Here is a 15,804-nt window from a genome sequence, read left to right as displayed (position 1 = left end):
CGTCTCCTTGTGCTGGGCGGGCGTGTTCGTCTCCTTGTGCTGGGCGGGCGTGTTCGTCTCCTTGTGCTGGGCGGGCGTGTTCGTCTCCTCGTGCTGGGTGGGTCTGTTCGTCTCCCTGCGCCGGGCGGGTTTGCCTGTCTCCCCGTGCAGGCTGGGTTTGCTCGTCTCCCCGCGCCGGAGGCGCGGGGGTGGGTCGGAGGTGGGGGCAGTGAAGGCGGCGTTGGTGGACTTTCGGCGGATGTGGGGGGTGTTGGAGCTTTCGCCGTGGCGGGTGGTGGTTTCGGTGTGTTGGGGGGTTGTGGCGTTGGGGAGTGGGTTGGGGCTGGCGGGGTTGGCTGCGTGGTTGATTGCGCGGGCGTGGCAGATGCCGCCGGTACTGGATCTCACGGTGGCCGTGGTTGCCGTTCGGGCGCTGGGGATTTCGCGGGGGGTGTTCCGGTATGTGGAGCGGTTGGCGACTCATGATGTGGCGCTGCGGGCGATGACGACGGCACGCGCCGGGGTGTACGCCGCCTTGGCGCGGGCCGACATCTGGACCGGGCGGCGGGCGGATGCCTCGGATCCGACGCGGTTGCGGCGCGGGGATCTGCTCACCCGGATCGGCAGCGATATCGATGATCTCGGGGCCGTGGTGGTTCGTGCGCTGGTGCCGGTCGCGGTGGCCGCCGTGTTGTCCCTCGCCGCGGTCGGTTTGCTGGCCACCATCTCGCCGGTTGCGGCGCTGGTGCTCGCCCTGGCGTTGGCCGTGGCGGGGATCTTCGCGCCGTGGCTGTCGGCGCGCGCGGCCCGCGAGGCGGAGCTGGCGGTGCGTGCGGATCGTGCCGAATTCACCGCGGCCGCGGTCACCGTGCTCGACCACGCCGCCGAACTGCGGGTGGCCGGGCGACTCGACGATTCCCTGGCCACCGCTGCGGCCGCCGGTCGCCGTGCCGTCGCCGCCGAGGATCGGGCGGCCTCGCACAGCGCCTGGGCGGCCGCCGCCACACCCCTGTCGATCGGTGCCAGCGTGCTGGGCGCGCTGCTCATCGGAATCCTGCTGTACGGCAGCGGGTCCGACGCCCCGGCGGCGGCCCTGCAGCCCGCCTCGCCGGGCGGCATCACGCCCATGGCATTGGCCGTGCTGGTGCTGCTGCCGCTGTCGGCCTTCGAGGCGGTGGGAGTGCTCCCCGCCGCGGCGCAAGCCATGACGAAGGCCCGCGCGGCGCTCCACCGGATCACCGCACTCGATGCGGTCGCCCCGACACGGAAGGACTCGATCGACGAGGCCGCCGAGGCGTGGCATCTCCGCCGCCGATTGCTGCGCGATCTCCCCGAGTTGCCCCCGGGGAAGCGGATCGCGGTCGTCGGGCCGAGCGGAGCGGGCAAGACGACATTGCTCATGGCCTGGGCGGGGCTGTTCGACCGTCCGCGCGACGGAATCACCTTCTTCGCCGAGGATGCGCACCTGTTCGGCACCACGGTGCTGGAGAATCTGCGTGTCGCGCGCCCGGAACTGACCGAGGCGGAAGCCGAAACCGCCCTGCGCGCGGTCGGTTCGGGCGAATGGCTGGACAGCGCGCCCGACGGCGTGAACACCGACTTGGTCGGCGGTGCCGCCGCGGTGTCGGGTGGACAGCGCCGCCGCATCCTGCTGGCCCGTGCGCTGATCTCGCCGGCCCGGGTGCTCCTGCTCGACGAGCCCACCGAACATCTGGAGTCCGCGGCGGGTGCCGACCTGCTGCGTGCCCTGCTCGATGAACACAGCGGTCTGGTCTCCCCCGACCGTACCGTCGTGGTCGTGACCCACCAGCTCCCGTCCGACCACCGCGCCGACACCGTCGTGCACGTCGACGCCCGGGGCCGGGCCGCGATCCGCTCGGCGGTCCCCGCCAACCGGCCCTGACCTGCGATTGCGCCCTCGGAGAAATTCCGTTGCCGACCTTTCGGACGCCGACTAAGTTCGTCTGTACACGGGAAAGGAGGTGGTTCGAAGAATGAGTAATTCGAGGACACGTGAGGTGGCTGCCAGCTGAGCGCCACCGCTGCAGACGGATTCTCGTTCGCGCGAGCGCCGAGCTAATCCCAGGCAGCCACCCGGCCCCCGAGTCCCCGGTTTGTCCAACCGGGACCGCGTGAGGACTTGGCCTCCGCGGTACGACTCGGGGGCTGTACCATTTCCGCCTCCCCGTGCTTCAGGCCGTACTAGTTGGGTGCCGCTCGGGTTGGTCGTAGGTCCTGCGTTCGGAGCGGGCTGGATTTCGGGCGTTCCCGACGAGTTACCCATGTGCTCCCGAAATCTGCGGCCGCGTTTCCGAAGTCTCCGAAGCGATGCGGTTCAGGCCGATACAGTCGGGCTATGACGAGTCTGGAGGTGCCGCAGTGGTTGATTCCGCCTGCGGGTGGGTTCACGGTTGAGCACTTTCTTCGGTTGCGGGGGTTGCCCAAGCGGACCGAGTTGATCGACGGCAGCCTGATTTTCGTTGCGCCGCAGGATAAGTGGCACAGCCGGGTGGTGACTCTGTTCGAGGAGGAACTGGATAGTCAGGCGCCCGAGCACCTGCGTGCGGACTGGAGTATGGCGGTGCGGCTCGGGGAGCGCCAGATGCCGGTGCCCGATGTCGTCGTGGTCACCGAGGAGGCGTATCTGCGGGACGAGCCGACCAGCTACTACCACGCCGAGGACGTGATGGTGATCGTCGAGGCGGTCTCACCCGATTCCGAGGACCGCGACCGCGACACCAAACCGGCGAAATACGCGAAGGCCGGAATCCCGCACTACTGGCGGATCGAACGCAGCCACGCCGATGCCGTCGTCCACACCTTCGAGCTGATGCCGGGCTCGGATCGCTATGCGCCGTCGGGCATCTTCCGCGACCGGCTGTACCTGCTGGACCCGTTCGAGGTCGACATCGACCTGACCGCCGTCGGTACCAGCAATCCGGTGCGTTAGCCGATGTAGCGCTGCAGGCGGGCCGACAGGCGCGGCTCGAGCGCCCCGTCCGCTTTTACGCGCTCCTCGACATAGCCGAGGTCGCCGCCTTCGACGATGCCGTAGAGACGTTTCGCGCCGCCGACCACCGCTCCGGACTGGCTGCGGATCACCACGTCGGTCGCCAGCTCCCAGGAGGACTGGGTCAGGGCTTGGCCGTAGAACAGTTCGACGATGCCGGAGCTGTGGGTGAGCAGCAGCTCGATGACCTCGTCGTCGCCGTCGATACCGACCCGCCAGAAGCCCGTCTCGCGCAGGTCGGGGCCGCCGTAGCTGCCGTCGGTCTCGATCACCCAGGACCGCGACTCCCAGGACAGGTAGTCGCCGCCGTCGTGGGAGACGACGATCTGCTGGCCGAAGTGATAGTCGCCGCGTTCGGGATCGTTGCCCTCGCCCTCGCCGCGCCACACGCCGACCAGCGGCAGCAGGGCGAGCATGGAAGAACTGAGGTCCGGGCCCTGGCGCAGATTGGCGGTGTCCTCGGGCAGCGGCAGCCCCGGAAGCTGCGGAATATTGCGGGCACCAGTGGATTTCGCGCGCTCGGCGGCATCGGCGACGGCCTGGTCGCCACTACCACGGCGCGCGGCAGCCTCGCTGCGGGCACCGTTGTCTCGACGAGCGGCCGACTGTTGCGTCGTCCCGTTCGTCGCTGCGTTGTCCACGTTCTCGCCCGCCGGCTCGCTCACGACTCGGTGAACAGCCGGTAGAGGACGTACAGACCGAACCAGGCGATCAGTACGGAGACGAGAACCAGCAGAATCTCGAAGGCAAGGACCACGTATCGAAGTCTAACGAAGGCCCCGGAGGAAAAGCGCTCCGGGGCATGGGGGCTTGCGGCGCCCCGGGGCATGGGGCTTGCGGCGCTCCGGGGCATAGGGGCCTGCGGGATATGAAAATGGCCCCGGGCCGCTTTTGCCCGGGGCCATTTCGCTCTTACTTGGCGACGGTGACGTCCACGGTGTGGATTCCGGCGCCCTCCGGCTTCACCTGCGCCGAACCGTTGCCGGCCGACGACAGCGCCCGGATGGTCCAGTCACCCGGAGCGGCGAAGAAGCGGAAGTCACCGGTGCCGGAGGCGACCACCTCGGCGGTGAATTCGTCGCTGGAGTCCAGCAGCCGCACGAACGCGCCACCGACGGGGTTGCCGTCGCCGTCGAGGACGCGCCCGGTCAGCACGGTCTCCTTCTCGACATCGACATTGGCGGGCAGGGTCTGGCCCTGGGTAGGTGCTGCGCACATCTGTATCACGCTCCCAACTCGATCGGTGCACCGACGAGGGAGCCGTATTCGGTCCAGCTCCCGTCGTAGTTCTTGACGTTCTGGTGGCCCAGCAGTTCCCGCAGCACGAACCAGGTGTGCGAGGACCGCTCGCCGATGCGGCAGTAGGCGATGGTCTCCTTGTCGCCGTTCAGGCCGGCCTCGGCGTAGAGGTCCTTCAGCTCCTCGTCGGACTTGAAGGTGCCGTCCTCGTTCGCGGCCTTGCTCCACGGGACGTTGATGGCGCCGGGGATGTGGCCGGGACGCTGGCTCTGCTCCTGCGGGAGGTGGGCCGGGGCGAGGATCTTGCCGGAGAACTCGTCGGGCGACCGCACGTCGACCAGGTTCTTGGTGCCGATGGCGTTGATGACCTCGTCGCGGAACGCCCGGATGGACAGGTCCTGCTCGGCGGCCTTGTACTGGGTCGCCGGGCGGTTCACGGCCTCTTTCGACAGCGGGCGGCCGTCCAGCTCCCACTTCTTGCGGCCACCGTCGAGCAGCTTGACGTTCTGGTGGCCGTAGAGCCGGAAGTACCAGTAGGCGTAGGCGGCGAACCAGTTGTTGTTGCCGCCGTACAGGATCACCGTGTCGTCGTTGGAGATACCGCGGGCCGACAGCAGATCCGAGAACTGCTCACGATTGACGAAGTCACGCCGAACCGCGTCCTGCAGGTCCTTCTTCCAGTCGAGCTTGACGGCACCCTCGATATGTCCCGTGTCGTAGGCGGAGGTGTCCTCGTCGACCTCGACGATCACGACGCCGGGGGTGTTGAGGTTCTCTTCGACCCAGTCAGCGGAGACCAGGACATCGGAGCGAGCCATGTTGTTCCTTTCAGATGTGACTTGCCGGGGCTAGGTGGGGGAGTTGGTCGGAGCGGCCGATTTCGGAATCAACCGCTGGGCGAGGGGATAGAGCTTGCAGCCCAGGCAGATGCCGAAGGCGGCGTTGAGGAAGGCCGCGAACAGCGCGAACGCGGCGAAGATGGTGCCGACGACGGTGGCGCCGAAGGCGAAGCCCACGAAGCTGATCGCCGCGAACACGAAACCGACCAGCTGCGCGAACCGCACGGGCGCGACAGGTTCGGTTTCGGGGGCCGGTCCGATGCGGGGTGCGACGAACGTGGCGTAGAGCCAGCCGTACGGGCTGCGGCGGGGTCCGTTGAGGGCGCCGAGCGCGAACACGATGGTCTGCAGGCCGATCAGCACGGCGGCCACCGGAGTGGAGAAGATGGCGGCGACCAGGACCAGAACGAGGACGCCGGTCGTGATCCAGGCCGCGAAACGAGGCCCGCGAACATCGACCTGTCCGGCCGGAATGCGCTGTGCGGGTTGGGAGTTGGGGGTAGGGATGTGCTCTGACATCGGGTACTCCTGCGCTGCTTTGGTCTAGCTGTCAAAGATATGGCAGATCACCGGGGGATCGGTGAGATCGCTCACGCGGTGGGAAGAACCGGACGGCGTCAGAAGGGTGCGAAAGGCCGCCCGGCTAGATGCACAGGCAGCAACAACCGCCGAGGCGGCACAGATCGACTGTGCGGCGTCGGGTGAGCATCAGCTCTCGGCGGGTTTGCACGAGAAGGAGTTTACCCGCTTCGGCACGGGAATTGGACCCGGGGTTCGTAACCAGAGTCACTAAGCGGCTTCGGGCATGGTCAGGGGGCTCAGGGCGCTGCGCAGGTCAGCGGCTTTCGGCACCCCCGAGATGCGGAATCGTTCCCGGCCGCGGGCATCGAAAACGAAGGTCGTCGGCAGCGACAGCACGTTCAGTTCGCGGGCCAGTGCGGGTTCGGCGTCGATATCGACCTCGACGTCCAGCGGGGGCTGCGGGGTGTCGGCGAGATCGGCGACCACCCCGGCCACGACCCGGCGCACGGCATCACACGGGCCGCACCACTCGGCCGAGAAGTGCACGACCGCAGGCACTTCGCCCCGCACGCCGACGGTGGCCAGCAACTCGGTGCGGTTGCTGTGACCGGTCATGGCGGTCCGCTGCGAGGTGGTGCGAAGCCGGCCCTCGCGTCGGCGGACCCACACGCCCACCGCCAGCGCGGCCAATAGCACCAGGACCAGAATCGTGATTTGCGTCATGGTCGGGCAAACCTGTCCATTTCGATCGTCATGTCCTCGCCCTCGCCTTCGACGATGATGTCTCCGCCGATCGCTTGCACCTTCGTCGGATGCACCCCGAACGGCAGGTCTTTGGTGTCGATGGTGCGGCTGAATCGCGCCAGGATCGCGGTCTTGTCCAAGTCTTGCTCGTATGCGGCCGCCGTGGTGGTGGCGTCCCCTTCCCCACGATAGATATCGGTGGCCACGATACGCACCTGGTCGCCGTCGAGCAGCAGGTTCACCTTGACGCTCACGCGTGCGGTGCTGCGCGTCTCCGGGCTCACCATGATGGTGCCGGACAGCAGATAGGTATTGCCCTGGGTGGTCATTCCCGTGCCACCCGAACCGCCGGTGCCGTCGGACTTGTCCGCGGGCGGTCCGACCAGCGACAGGTTGGGGATGTTCATCAGGCGGCCGAGTTCGATCGAGTCGATGATCATGCGCCCCTTCACCTGATTCACCGGAACCGTCTGCATCTTGGCGTCGATCAGATTTCGGCTGGGCAGGTGGACACCGCTGAGCGTCGCCTCGGCCAGGATCTCACCCGGAATGTCGGGACGATTGACCCGCGCCCGGATCTCGACATTGCGATAGTCCCCGCGCCACGCCTGCGCCACGAAGGGAAACCCGTGGATGGTCACCTCGGGATCGGCACTGAGCTCACCCCCGGCCCGCAGCGCCCGCGACACCCGGTACTCCGAATAGGCCGCCGCAGTGAAGTCGGCAACCACCGCAAGCCCCACCACCAACAGCAGCCCGACAATGACCTTACGCATCAGGATCGGCCTCGGTTCCGGGTGAACAACGCATATACGCACGATATCTGTTGGTACAGAGTGCGGATCGACCCTGCATCCGCCGCTGGCGCGCCGGATGCAGGGAACCGGTGGACGCTGGCGCCGGACGTGAGCCCACTTTGCTGCATCCGGCGCCAGCCCCCTTGGTTCCCTGCATCCGGCTCCCCGGCGCCGGATGCAGGGTCGGGAGGTGCGTCGGTTGCCCGGATTGCGTGGTCACTGGCTCGAACGCGCTAATGTAGGCACGGATTACCTGTGCGAACGAGCATGGAAACGCGAAAGACACCGAGGTTGCCGCGGACATGCCAGATTGGGAGGAGAGCTGGTGGAGCTGCTCCTGCTGACCTCCGACCCGAATCCGGAGTCGGTGCTGCCGTCGCTGTCGTTGCTGCCGCATAACGTGCGACCCGCGCCCACCGAGGTCGCCTCGCTGCTCGAGGCCGGGACCGCGGATGTGGCCCTGGTCGATGCGCGAACCGATCTCGCCGCCGCGCGCGGCCTGTGCCGATTGCTCGGCAGTACCGGATCGTCGGTGCCGGTCGTGGCCGTGCTCACCGAGGGCGGCCTGGTGGCGGTGAATGCGGACTGGGGTCTGGACGACATCCTGCTGCCCGGCACCGGGCCCGCGGAACTGGATGCCCGGCTGCGTCTGCTGGTGGCCCGCAACGGCGGCGCCGCCAGCCCGGAGAACAGCGGCAAGATCACCCTCGGCGAGCTGGTGATCGACGAGGGCACCTACACCGCCCGGCTGCGCGGTCGCCCGCTCGACCTCACCTACAAGGAGTTCGAGCTGCTCAAATACCTCGCCCAGCATGCGGGCCGGGTCTTCACCCGGGCCCAGCTGCTGCAGGAGGTGTGGGGCTACGACTTCTTCGGCGGCACCCGCACCGTCGACGTGCACGTGCGGCGTTTGCGCGCCAAGCTCGGCAGCGAATACGAATCGCTGATCGGCACCGTGCGCAATGTCGGATACAAGGCGGTGCGCCCGGCCCGTTCGGCCGGCAAGGGCGAGTCGGTCACCCCCTTTCCCGACGACGAGGGCGGCGCCGAAGGCACCGACGATTCGCAGTTGACCCCGGCCAACGGAACGCTGTCGTGACGCAGCCATCGACCGGTTGGACCGACGACGTCCCCGCCGACCTCGCCGCCGAGATCGCCGAACTGATCGACCGGGCCACGGCCGCCGACGGTGTCGCGCCCATCTCCGAACAGGCCGTCCTGTCGCTGACCACGCCGAGCCCGGCCCGGCATCTGCTGATCGAGCGCGACGGCGCGGTCGCCGGGTATGCGAATCTCGTTGCCGCCCACGGCGAACACCCCGCCATGGCGGAAGCCGTGGTGGATCCCCGCGCCCGCGGCCGCGGTGTCGGCGCCGCACTGGTCGCCGCCGCACTGAACGCGGGCGGTCCGGGCGCGCGGGTCTGGGCACACGGCAATCTGGCCCCCGCGCGGGCGGTGGCCGGCCGGCTGGGCCTGACGGTGGCGCGCGAACTCTGGCAGATGCGACGCTCACTGGCAACGCCGGAGCTACCCGAGCTGGAGGTGCCCGCGGACATCGTCCTGCGCACCTACACCGGACCCGAGGACGACGCGGAACTGCTCCGGGTCAACAACGCCGCCTTCGCCTGGCATCCCGAACAGGGCGGCTGGAGCGAAACCGAGATCGCGGCGCGCCGCGACTCGTCCTGGTTCGATCCCAAGGGCCTGTTCATTGCGACCGATGCCGCCGACCCCTCCCGCATTCTCGGCTTCCACTGGACGAAGGTGCACGAGGACGAACAGCCGCCGGTCGGCGAGGTCTACGTCGTCGCCATCGATCCCGCCGCGCAGGGCCGGGGACTGGGCCGGTTGCTCACCCTCGCGGGCCTGCATTACCTGCGCCATCGCAGCCTGAGCGAGGTGCTGCTCTACACCGAGGCCGACAACTCCGCCGCCGTGCACACCTACACCCGGCTGGGCTTCGAACCCGCATACGTCGACGTGGCCTACGCCACTCCCTAACACCACCCGGCCAGCCGGGCGATGGTTGTGAGTAACCCCGGCGCGGCACAGCAGTAACTTTGGGGCAAATGTCACACATAGCGGACAGAATCGCGCCGGGTTGTTCACCTTCCGTTCACTTACCCAGGTCCAACTGTCAACCGGCCGAACCTAGGTTACTTGTGGGCGGCTTTCCGCTGCCTGGTGTGCAAGTTCTCCGCGAACCGGCCCACCACAGCACCCGTCCGGTCGTTGAGGGATCGGGCGTGTACAACGCGATTCCCGGAGGAATAGGTGAATCTCAAGCGCAGTAGCGCCATGGTCGGCGTGCTGGCCGCTAGCGCAGCCCTGACCCTGTCCGCCTGTGGCGGCGACGACCCCGCCGCCACGAACGGTGCGCCCGCCGCCAAGGTCGACGTCGATTGCGGAGGCAAGAAGGCGCTGAAGGCCAGCGGTTCGTCGGCGCAGAAGAACGCCATGGATCGTTTCGTCGCGGCCTACGAGGCGAACTGTGACGGCCACTCGCTGGACTACACCTCGAGCGGCTCCGGTGCCGGCGTGAACGAATTCATCGGCCGTCAGACCGATTTCGGTGGTTCGGACTCCCCGCTGGACCCGAAGAAGGGCGAGCCGGAGAAGGCCGCTACGCGCTGCGGCAACTCCCCGGCATGGAACCTCCCGACCGTTTTCGGCCCGATCGCCGTCACCTACAACATCGATGGCGTCACCGATCTCGCGCTCGACGGCCCGACCCTGGCCAAGATCTTCAGCGGCCAGATCACCAAGTGGAACGCTCCGGAGATTCAGCAGCTGAACACTGCCATCGCCGGCAAGCTGCCGGACCAGGACATCCGCGTGATCTTCCGCAGCGACGAGTCCGGCACCACCGACAACTTCCAGAAGTACCTGGATGCCGCCTCCAACGGCGCGTGGGGTAAGGGCGCGGGCAAGTCGTTCGCCGGTGGTGTCGGTGAGGGCGCCAAGGGCAACGAGGGCACCTCGGCCGCGATCAAGAACACCAAGGGTTCGATCACCTACAACGAGTGGTCGTTCGCCAAGGCGCAGAACCTGTCGGTCGCGCACATCCTCACCGAGGGTGCCGCCAAGCCGGTCCAGCTGAACGTCGAGTCCGCCGGTAAGGCGATCGCCACCGCGAAGATCGTGGGGGAGGGCAACGATCTGGTCATCGACACCAGCTCGTTCTACAAGCCGTCCGATCCGGGCGCCTACCCGATCATCCTGCCGACCTACGAGATCGTCTGCTCCAAGTACGGCGACGCCGACACCGCCAAGGCGGTCAAGGCGTTCCTGACCTCGGCGATCAACAACGGTCAGAAGGGTCTCGACGAGGCCGGATACGTGCCGATTCCGGATGCGTTCAAGACCAAGCTGACCACCGCGATCAACGCCATTTCCTGATCGCGGAAACGACCCATGACCGTTCACGACGAAGTCACTCCCGCGGGTCGGTCGGACTCCACCGGCCCGCGGAGGGGCGGAGATACTGCCTCCATGCCGAGCGAAACCAGCACCGAACCGGCTCGTAGCAGCCGCGGCAGCAAGGGCCACAACAAGAGTGCGGAATGGATCTTCCGCTCGCTGGCCACCGCGGCGGGCGCGACCATCGTCGCCGCCATCGCGCTCATCGCGCTGTTCCTGTTGATCCGGGCGGTGCCCTCGATCCGCGCGAACGAGGCGAACTTCTTCACCAGCACCGATTTCAGCACCTCCGATGCCGACCACCTGCAGTTCGGCATCCGGGACCTGTTCACGGTCACGGTGCTGAGTTCGGTGTTCGCGCTGGTGATCGCGGTGCCGATCGGCGTCGGAATCGCGTTGTTCCTGACGCAGTACGCACCGGAGGTGCTGGCGCGGCCGTTCTCGATCCTGGTGGATCTCCTCGCGGCGGTGCCTTCGATCGTGTTCGGTCTGTGGGGCTATCTGGTGCTGGCCCAGAAGCTCGAGCCGTTCCAGCGGTTCCTGAACGAGAACCTGGGCTGGTTCTTCCTGTTCAAGTCCGGCAACGTCTCGATCGGCGGTGGCGGCACGATCTTCACGGCGGGCGTCGTGCTCGCGGTGATGATCCTGCCGATCATCACCTCGGTCGCGCGCGAGGTATTCCATCTCACACCGCGCACCCACATCGAGGCCGCGCAGGCGCTCGGCGCCACCAAATGGGAGGTGGTGCGGATGACGGTGCTGCCCTACGGCCGCAGCGGTGTGATCGCCGGTTCCATGCTCGGACTCGGCCGCGCACTCGGTGAGACCATCGCCGTGTTGGTGGTGCTGCGGACCTCGGCCCAGGCGGGGCACCTGTCACTGTTCGACGGCGGCTACACCTTCGCGTCCAAGATCGCCTCGGCCGCTTCGGAATTCAGTCAGGCGCTGCCCACCGGCGCCTATATCGCGGCCGGTTTCGTGCTGTTCGTGCTGACCTTCGTGGTCAACGCGCTGGCCCGGATCGCTGCCGGAGGGAAGGTGAACGGCTGATGGCCACCACGACGCTCGATCGTCCGGTCAAGGCGCCGGCGTTCCGTCAGGTCAGCGCGGGCCGCAAGATTCGCAACGGCCTCGCCACCGGAGTCATGTGGCTGTGCTTCGCGATCGCGTTGATTCCGCTCGGCTGGGTGCTGATCCTGGTGCTCAACAAGGGTTTTCGCGCCGTCATCCACAGCGGCTGGTGGACCTACTCGCAGCGCGGCGTGCTGCCCGACCAGTTCTCCGGCGGTGTCTACCACGCGATCTACGGCACCATCGTGCAGTCGGCCGTCGCGGCCGTGATCGCGGTGCCGCTGGGCATCATGGCCGCCATCTACCTGGTCGAATACGGCCGCGGCCGGCTGGCCAAGACCACCACCTTCATGGTCGACATCCTGGCCGGTGTGCCCTCGATCGTCGCGGCGCTGTTCGTCTTCGCGTTCTGGATCGCCACCTTCGGCTTTCCCCAGAGTTCGTTCGCGGTATCGCTGGCATTGGTGCTGCTGATGTTGCCGGTGGTGGTGCGCAGCACCGAGGAGATGCTCAAGCTCGTGCCCGACGAATTGCGCGAGGCCTCTTACGCTTTGGGAATCCCGAAGTGGAAGACCATCATGCGGGTCGTCGTGCCGACCGCACTGCCGGGGATGATCAGCGGCATGCTGCTGGCGCTGGCCCGCGTGATGGGTGAGACCGCCCCGGTGCTGGTGCTGGTCGGCTACTCGAAGTCGATCAACTTCGATATCTTCAACGGCAATATGGCGTCGCTGCCGCTGCTGATCTACCAGGAGCTGGCCAACCCGGAGCCCGCGGGCCGGATGCGGGTGTGGGGTGCGTCGCTGACGCTGATTCTCATGATCGCGCTGCTGTATCTCGGAGCCGCGGTCGTCAACAAGCTGCTCACGCGGAACCGATAGAAGCGAACGGAATATCGACATGGCCAAGCGGTTCGACGTCAAGGACCTCAATATCTACTACGGCAAGTTCCACGCCGTCGCCGATGTGTCGCTGACCGTGCTGCCCCGCAGCGTCACCGCCTTCATCGGTCCCTCGGGGTGCGGTAAGTCCACGGTGCTGCGCTCGCTCAACCGGATGCATGAGGTGACTCCGGGTGCGCGGGTCGAGGGTGCGGTGCTGCTGGACGGCGAGGACATCTACGGGTCCACCGTGGACCCGGTGGGTGTGCGGCGCACCATCGGCATGGTGTTCCAGCGGCCGAACCCGTTCCCCACCATGTCCATTCGCGACAACGTGGTGGCGGGGCTGAAGCTGCAGGGGGTGCGCAACAAGAAGGAGCTCGACGAGGTCGCCGAGCGGTCGCTGCGCGGTGCGAACCTGTGGAACGAGGTGAAGGACCGCCTCGACAAGCCCGGTGGTGGCCTGTCCGGCGGTCAGCAGCAGCGGCTGTGCATCGCCCGCGCCATCGCGGTGTCGCCGGATGTGCTGCTGATGGACGAGCCCTGTTCGGCGCTGGACCCCATCTCCACGCTCGCGATCGAGGATCTGATCTCGGAGCTGAAGAAGGAATTCACCATCGTCATCGTCACCCACAACATGCAGCAGGCCGCCCGCGTGAGCGATCAGACGGCCTTCTTCAACCTCGAGGCCCAGGGCAAGCCCGGCAAGCTCGTCGAGATCGACGAGACGGAGAAGATCTTCTCCAACCCCTCCCGCAAGGAGACCGAGGACTACATCTCCGGCCGCTTCGGATAAGCCGGAGGTCCCGGCCGAAAGCATGCCGGGACTCGGTGCCCCACTTCCTTTCCTACAGGATGTGGGTGACGTCACTCATAACGCCCGCTGTTAGCTACGCCATCTCATACCGTGGGCGGTTGTATGCAACCTGACGTAACAGATACGGTCTCAGGCAACTACACCGATCGTTATAGTCAGGAGGCGGCGGATGGCGGTATCAACGGTGAGCCTGCGATCCGAGCAGCGTATGCCGGTCGCGATGCGGATGCGGATCATCGCTCTGCTCGCGATCTGTCTCGCGGAATTGCTTGTCGTGCTGGACAACACGTTGGTCAATGTGGCGCTGCCATCGATCGCTGTGCAGTTGCAGGCGCGAATGAGTGGGCTGCAGTGGATCGTGGACGCCTTCACGCTGGCCTTCTCCGGGCTGCTGCTGGCACTGGGACATCTGGGCGACCGCTTCGGGCGCCGACGGGTCATGATCATCGGCCTGGCCGGTGTGGCGGTCATGTCGGGCGCGGGGGCGCTGTCGACCGGCCTCGGTCAGGTGATCGCCGCGCGGGCGGGGATGGGCGTCTTCGCCGCGGCGGTCTTCCCGGCCACGCTCGCACTGATCATCAATCTGTTTCCCGAGGCCCGCGGCCGAGCCGCGGCCATCGCGCTGTGGACGGCGATGGCCGGTATCGCAGTGGCCATCGGACCGATCACCGGCGGGTGGCTGCTCGAATACTTCAGCTGGCACGCGGTGTTCTGGATCAACGTGCCGATCGCTCTGATCGCGATCGTGGCCGTGCTGTGGGTGGTGCCGGAGTCGCGCGCCGAGCACACGGGCCGCCTCGACGTCGTCGGGATCGTGCTGTCTCTCGTCGCGGTGACCACCCTGGTGTGGACGATCATCGATGCGCCCAAGCACGGCTGGCTGGCCGGTCGCAGCCTGGCCGGCTACGCCGTCTCGCTGGTGTTGCTGGTGGCCTATGTGGCGTGGGAGCTGCGGGTGGAATCGCCGGTGCTGGATGTGCGGCTGTTCCGCATCCGCCGGTTCTCGGTGCCCTCGGTGGCGATCACGGTGTCGTATTTCTGCGCCTTCGGATTCCTGTTCCTCATCACCCAGTACTTCCAGGGCGTGAAGGAGTACAGCGCACTGGAATTCGGCATCCACTCCCTGCCGTTCGCCGCCGCGGTCGGATTCGGCGCGCCCATCGCGACGCTGGTGGCGCAGCGCATCGGCACCACCGCGACGATGATCGGCGGTCTGCTGCTCCTGGCGGCCGGCATGTACATCGCGGGACAGGTGAAGGTCGAAACGCCTTATCTGGGACCGGTTGTCGTCTCGATGGTGCTGTTGGGCATCGGATTCGGCGTCGTGCAGGGACCGGCCACCGAATCGATCATGGGTTCGGTCCCGCTCGCGGCGGCGGGTGCGGGATCGGCGGTCAACGACACCACCCGTGAGGTCGGCGGCGCGCTCGGCGTCGCGGTCCTCGGTTCGATCATGACCTCGGTCTACAGCAACCGAGTCGGCTCGCGCATCGACGCCATCCCGAACGCGATCATGAACCCCGACCAGAAGAGCATCGCCCGCGACACCCCGATCAGCGTCATCGAGATCATCAAGACTCCGGTCACCCCGTTCCTGGCCAAGCCCAAGGCGGACCTCATCCACGCCATGAAGGCAGCCGCCCTCGAGGGCGCCCAGTTCGCCTCCTACGTCGCGGTCGGAGCCCTGCTGGTCTGCACCGTCGCGGTCGCGTTCCTGCTGCCCTGGAAACCCGAACACGGAAATTCGGTGCTGCTCGGCTGGCGAGACGAGGCGAACGCGGACGCGCCCTAGATCTTCTCGGTTTCCGCGTCCTCGTCCGGGGGCAGCACGCCGGTCACCAGGAACACCACCCGGCGGCCGATCTCCACCGCGTGGTCGGCGAAACGTTCGTAGTAGCGGCCGAGCAGCGTGACGTCCACGGCGGCCGCTACGCCGTACTTCCATTCCCGGTCCATCAGCAGGGTGAACAGATGGCGATGCAGATCGTCCATCGCCTCGTCGTCCTGGTTGAGTTGCGCGGCCCGCTCGGGATCGCGGGTCTCGAGCACCTCCCTGGCCGCCGCACCCATATTCACCGCGATGCGACCCATCTCGGCGAAGTAACCGTTGACCGCTTCGGGCAGAGCGTGATTCGGATGCCGCCGCCGCGCGACCTTCGCCACATGCAGGGCCAGTGCGCCCATCCGGTTCACATCGCCGACGATCTGGATCGCGCTGACCACCTGCCGCAGATCACCGGCCACCGGAGCCTGCAGCGCCAGCAGGGCGAACGCCTTTTCCTCGGCCAGCGTGTTCATCTCGGCGATCCGGTCGTACTCGCTGATCACCTGCTCGGCCAGCGTCAGATCGGCCTGCAGCAGCGACTGGGTCGCCCGCTCCATGGCGGAGCCCGCCAGGCCGACCATCTCACCCAGCAGATTGGCGAGGTCGACCATTTGTTCGTTGTAGATGACACGCATGAAACCAAACATTAGTTCCCGGCGC

The 15,804-nt window shown here is 67.1% G+C and carries 16 protein-coding genes; 9 read left to right on the top strand and 7 right to left on the bottom strand.

All coding sequences use genetic code 11. The features are described from left to right. The first annotated feature begins 238 nt into the window (after nucleotides 1–238). Together cydC and IU452_RS29315 are read left to right on the top strand one after the other, a co-directional pair. Complete coding sequence (cydC, locus tag IU452_RS29320; RefSeq protein ID WP_195112596.1) at nucleotides 239–1,882, top strand: thiol reductant ABC exporter subunit CydC; 1,644 nt, start codon at nucleotides 239–241, stop codon at nucleotides 1,880–1,882. Nucleotides 1,883–2,335: 453 nt separating this feature from the next. Beyond that, nucleotides 2,336–2,929, top strand: coding sequence for a Uma2 family endonuclease (locus IU452_RS29315; protein ID WP_195112436.1), 594 nt, complete (start codon nucleotides 2,336–2,338; stop codon nucleotides 2,927–2,929). On the opposite strand, the gene IU452_RS29310 is transcribed toward IU452_RS29315, so the two are convergent. The 6 genes from IU452_RS29310 to IU452_RS29285 form a co-directional block, all read right to left on the bottom strand. Further along, entirely contained in the window at nucleotides 2,926–3,654 is a 729-nt protein-coding gene (locus tag IU452_RS29310) for an FABP family protein (RefSeq protein ID WP_416382382.1), read from the bottom strand. The two genes, IU452_RS29315 and IU452_RS29310, sit on opposite strands and share 4 nt — an antisense overlap. Nucleotides 3,655–3,901: 247 nt before the next feature. After that, nucleotides 3,902–4,207: a DUF1416 domain-containing protein gene (locus tag IU452_RS29305; protein ID WP_195112435.1), complete on the bottom strand. Its 306-nt coding sequence runs from the start codon at nucleotides 4,205–4,207 to the stop codon at nucleotides 3,902–3,904. Nucleotides 4,208–4,212: 5 nt separating this feature from the next. Further along, nucleotides 4,213–5,046, bottom strand: a complete 834-nt coding sequence (locus IU452_RS29300; RefSeq protein WP_195112434.1) for a sulfurtransferase — start codon at nucleotides 5,044–5,046, stop codon at nucleotides 4,213–4,215. Nucleotides 5,047–5,076: 30 nt separating this feature from the next. After that, nucleotides 5,077–5,586, bottom strand: a complete 510-nt coding sequence (locus IU452_RS29295) for a DUF4395 domain-containing protein (protein WP_195112433.1) — start codon at nucleotides 5,584–5,586, stop codon at nucleotides 5,077–5,079. A gap of 270 nt (nucleotides 5,587–5,856) precedes the next feature. Further along, a complete protein-coding gene (locus tag IU452_RS29290) occupies nucleotides 5,857–6,312 on the bottom strand; it encodes a thioredoxin family protein (RefSeq protein WP_195112432.1) in 456 nt (151 codons plus the stop codon). Further along, complete coding sequence (locus IU452_RS29285) at nucleotides 6,309–7,109, bottom strand: LmeA family phospholipid-binding protein (RefSeq protein WP_195112431.1); 801 nt, start codon at nucleotides 7,107–7,109, stop codon at nucleotides 6,309–6,311. The genes IU452_RS29290 and IU452_RS29285 overlap by 4 nt, the downstream gene beginning before the upstream one ends. A 346-nt stretch (nucleotides 7,110–7,455) precedes the next feature. On the opposite strand from IU452_RS29285, the gene IU452_RS29280 reads away from it, so the two are divergent. The 7 genes from IU452_RS29280 to IU452_RS29250 all read left to right on the top strand — a co-directional run bounded on the left by IU452_RS29280 (nucleotide 7,456) and on the right by IU452_RS29250 (nucleotide 15,111). Next, nucleotides 7,456–8,229, top strand: a complete 774-nt coding sequence (locus IU452_RS29280) for a winged helix-turn-helix transcriptional regulator (protein WP_195112430.1) — start codon at nucleotides 7,456–7,458, stop codon at nucleotides 8,227–8,229. Beyond that, on the top strand, nucleotides 8,226–9,131 hold the full coding sequence (gene mshD / locus IU452_RS29275) for a mycothiol synthase (protein ID WP_195112429.1): 906 nt from the start codon (nucleotides 8,226–8,228) through the stop codon (nucleotides 9,129–9,131). The genes IU452_RS29280 and mshD overlap by 4 nt, the downstream gene beginning before the upstream one ends. A gap of 273 nt (nucleotides 9,132–9,404) precedes the next feature. Then, nucleotides 9,405–10,529, top strand: a complete 1,125-nt coding sequence (gene pstS, locus IU452_RS29270; protein ID WP_195112428.1) for a phosphate ABC transporter substrate-binding protein PstS — start codon at nucleotides 9,405–9,407, stop codon at nucleotides 10,527–10,529. Between the two features lie 93 nt (nucleotides 10,530–10,622). Then, nucleotides 10,623–11,600, top strand: coding sequence for a phosphate ABC transporter permease subunit PstC (pstC, locus tag IU452_RS29265; protein ID WP_195112427.1), 978 nt, complete (start codon nucleotides 10,623–10,625; stop codon nucleotides 11,598–11,600). Further along, nucleotides 11,600–12,502 (top strand): phosphate ABC transporter permease PstA, encoded by a 903-nt coding sequence (pstA, locus tag IU452_RS29260; RefSeq protein ID WP_195112426.1) that lies wholly within the window; start codon nucleotides 11,600–11,602, stop codon nucleotides 12,500–12,502. The genes pstC and pstA overlap by 1 nt, the downstream gene beginning before the upstream one ends. 19 nt (nucleotides 12,503–12,521) lie before the next feature. Further along, on the top strand, nucleotides 12,522–13,298 hold the full coding sequence (pstB, locus tag IU452_RS29255) for a phosphate ABC transporter ATP-binding protein PstB (RefSeq protein ID WP_195112425.1): 777 nt from the start codon (nucleotides 12,522–12,524) through the stop codon (nucleotides 13,296–13,298). A gap of 190 nt (nucleotides 13,299–13,488) precedes the next feature. Continuing rightward, nucleotides 13,489–15,111 (top strand): MFS transporter, encoded by a 1,623-nt coding sequence (locus tag IU452_RS29250; protein WP_416382381.1) that lies wholly within the window; start codon nucleotides 13,489–13,491, stop codon nucleotides 15,109–15,111. Here the strand turns inward: IU452_RS29250 and phoU are convergent. Continuing rightward, nucleotides 15,108–15,779, bottom strand: coding sequence for a phosphate signaling complex protein PhoU (gene phoU, locus IU452_RS29245; RefSeq protein ID WP_195112424.1), 672 nt, complete (start codon nucleotides 15,777–15,779; stop codon nucleotides 15,108–15,110). The genes IU452_RS29250 and phoU overlap by 4 nt on opposite strands. Nucleotides 15,780–15,804 lie beyond the last annotated feature (25 nt).

Source organism: Nocardia transvalensis (genome assembly GCF_015477765.1).
Lineage (GTDB): Bacteria > Actinomycetota > Actinomycetes > Mycobacteriales > Mycobacteriaceae > Nocardia > Nocardia transvalensis_A.
This window is presented reverse-complemented; position numbering and strand designations above follow the sequence as displayed.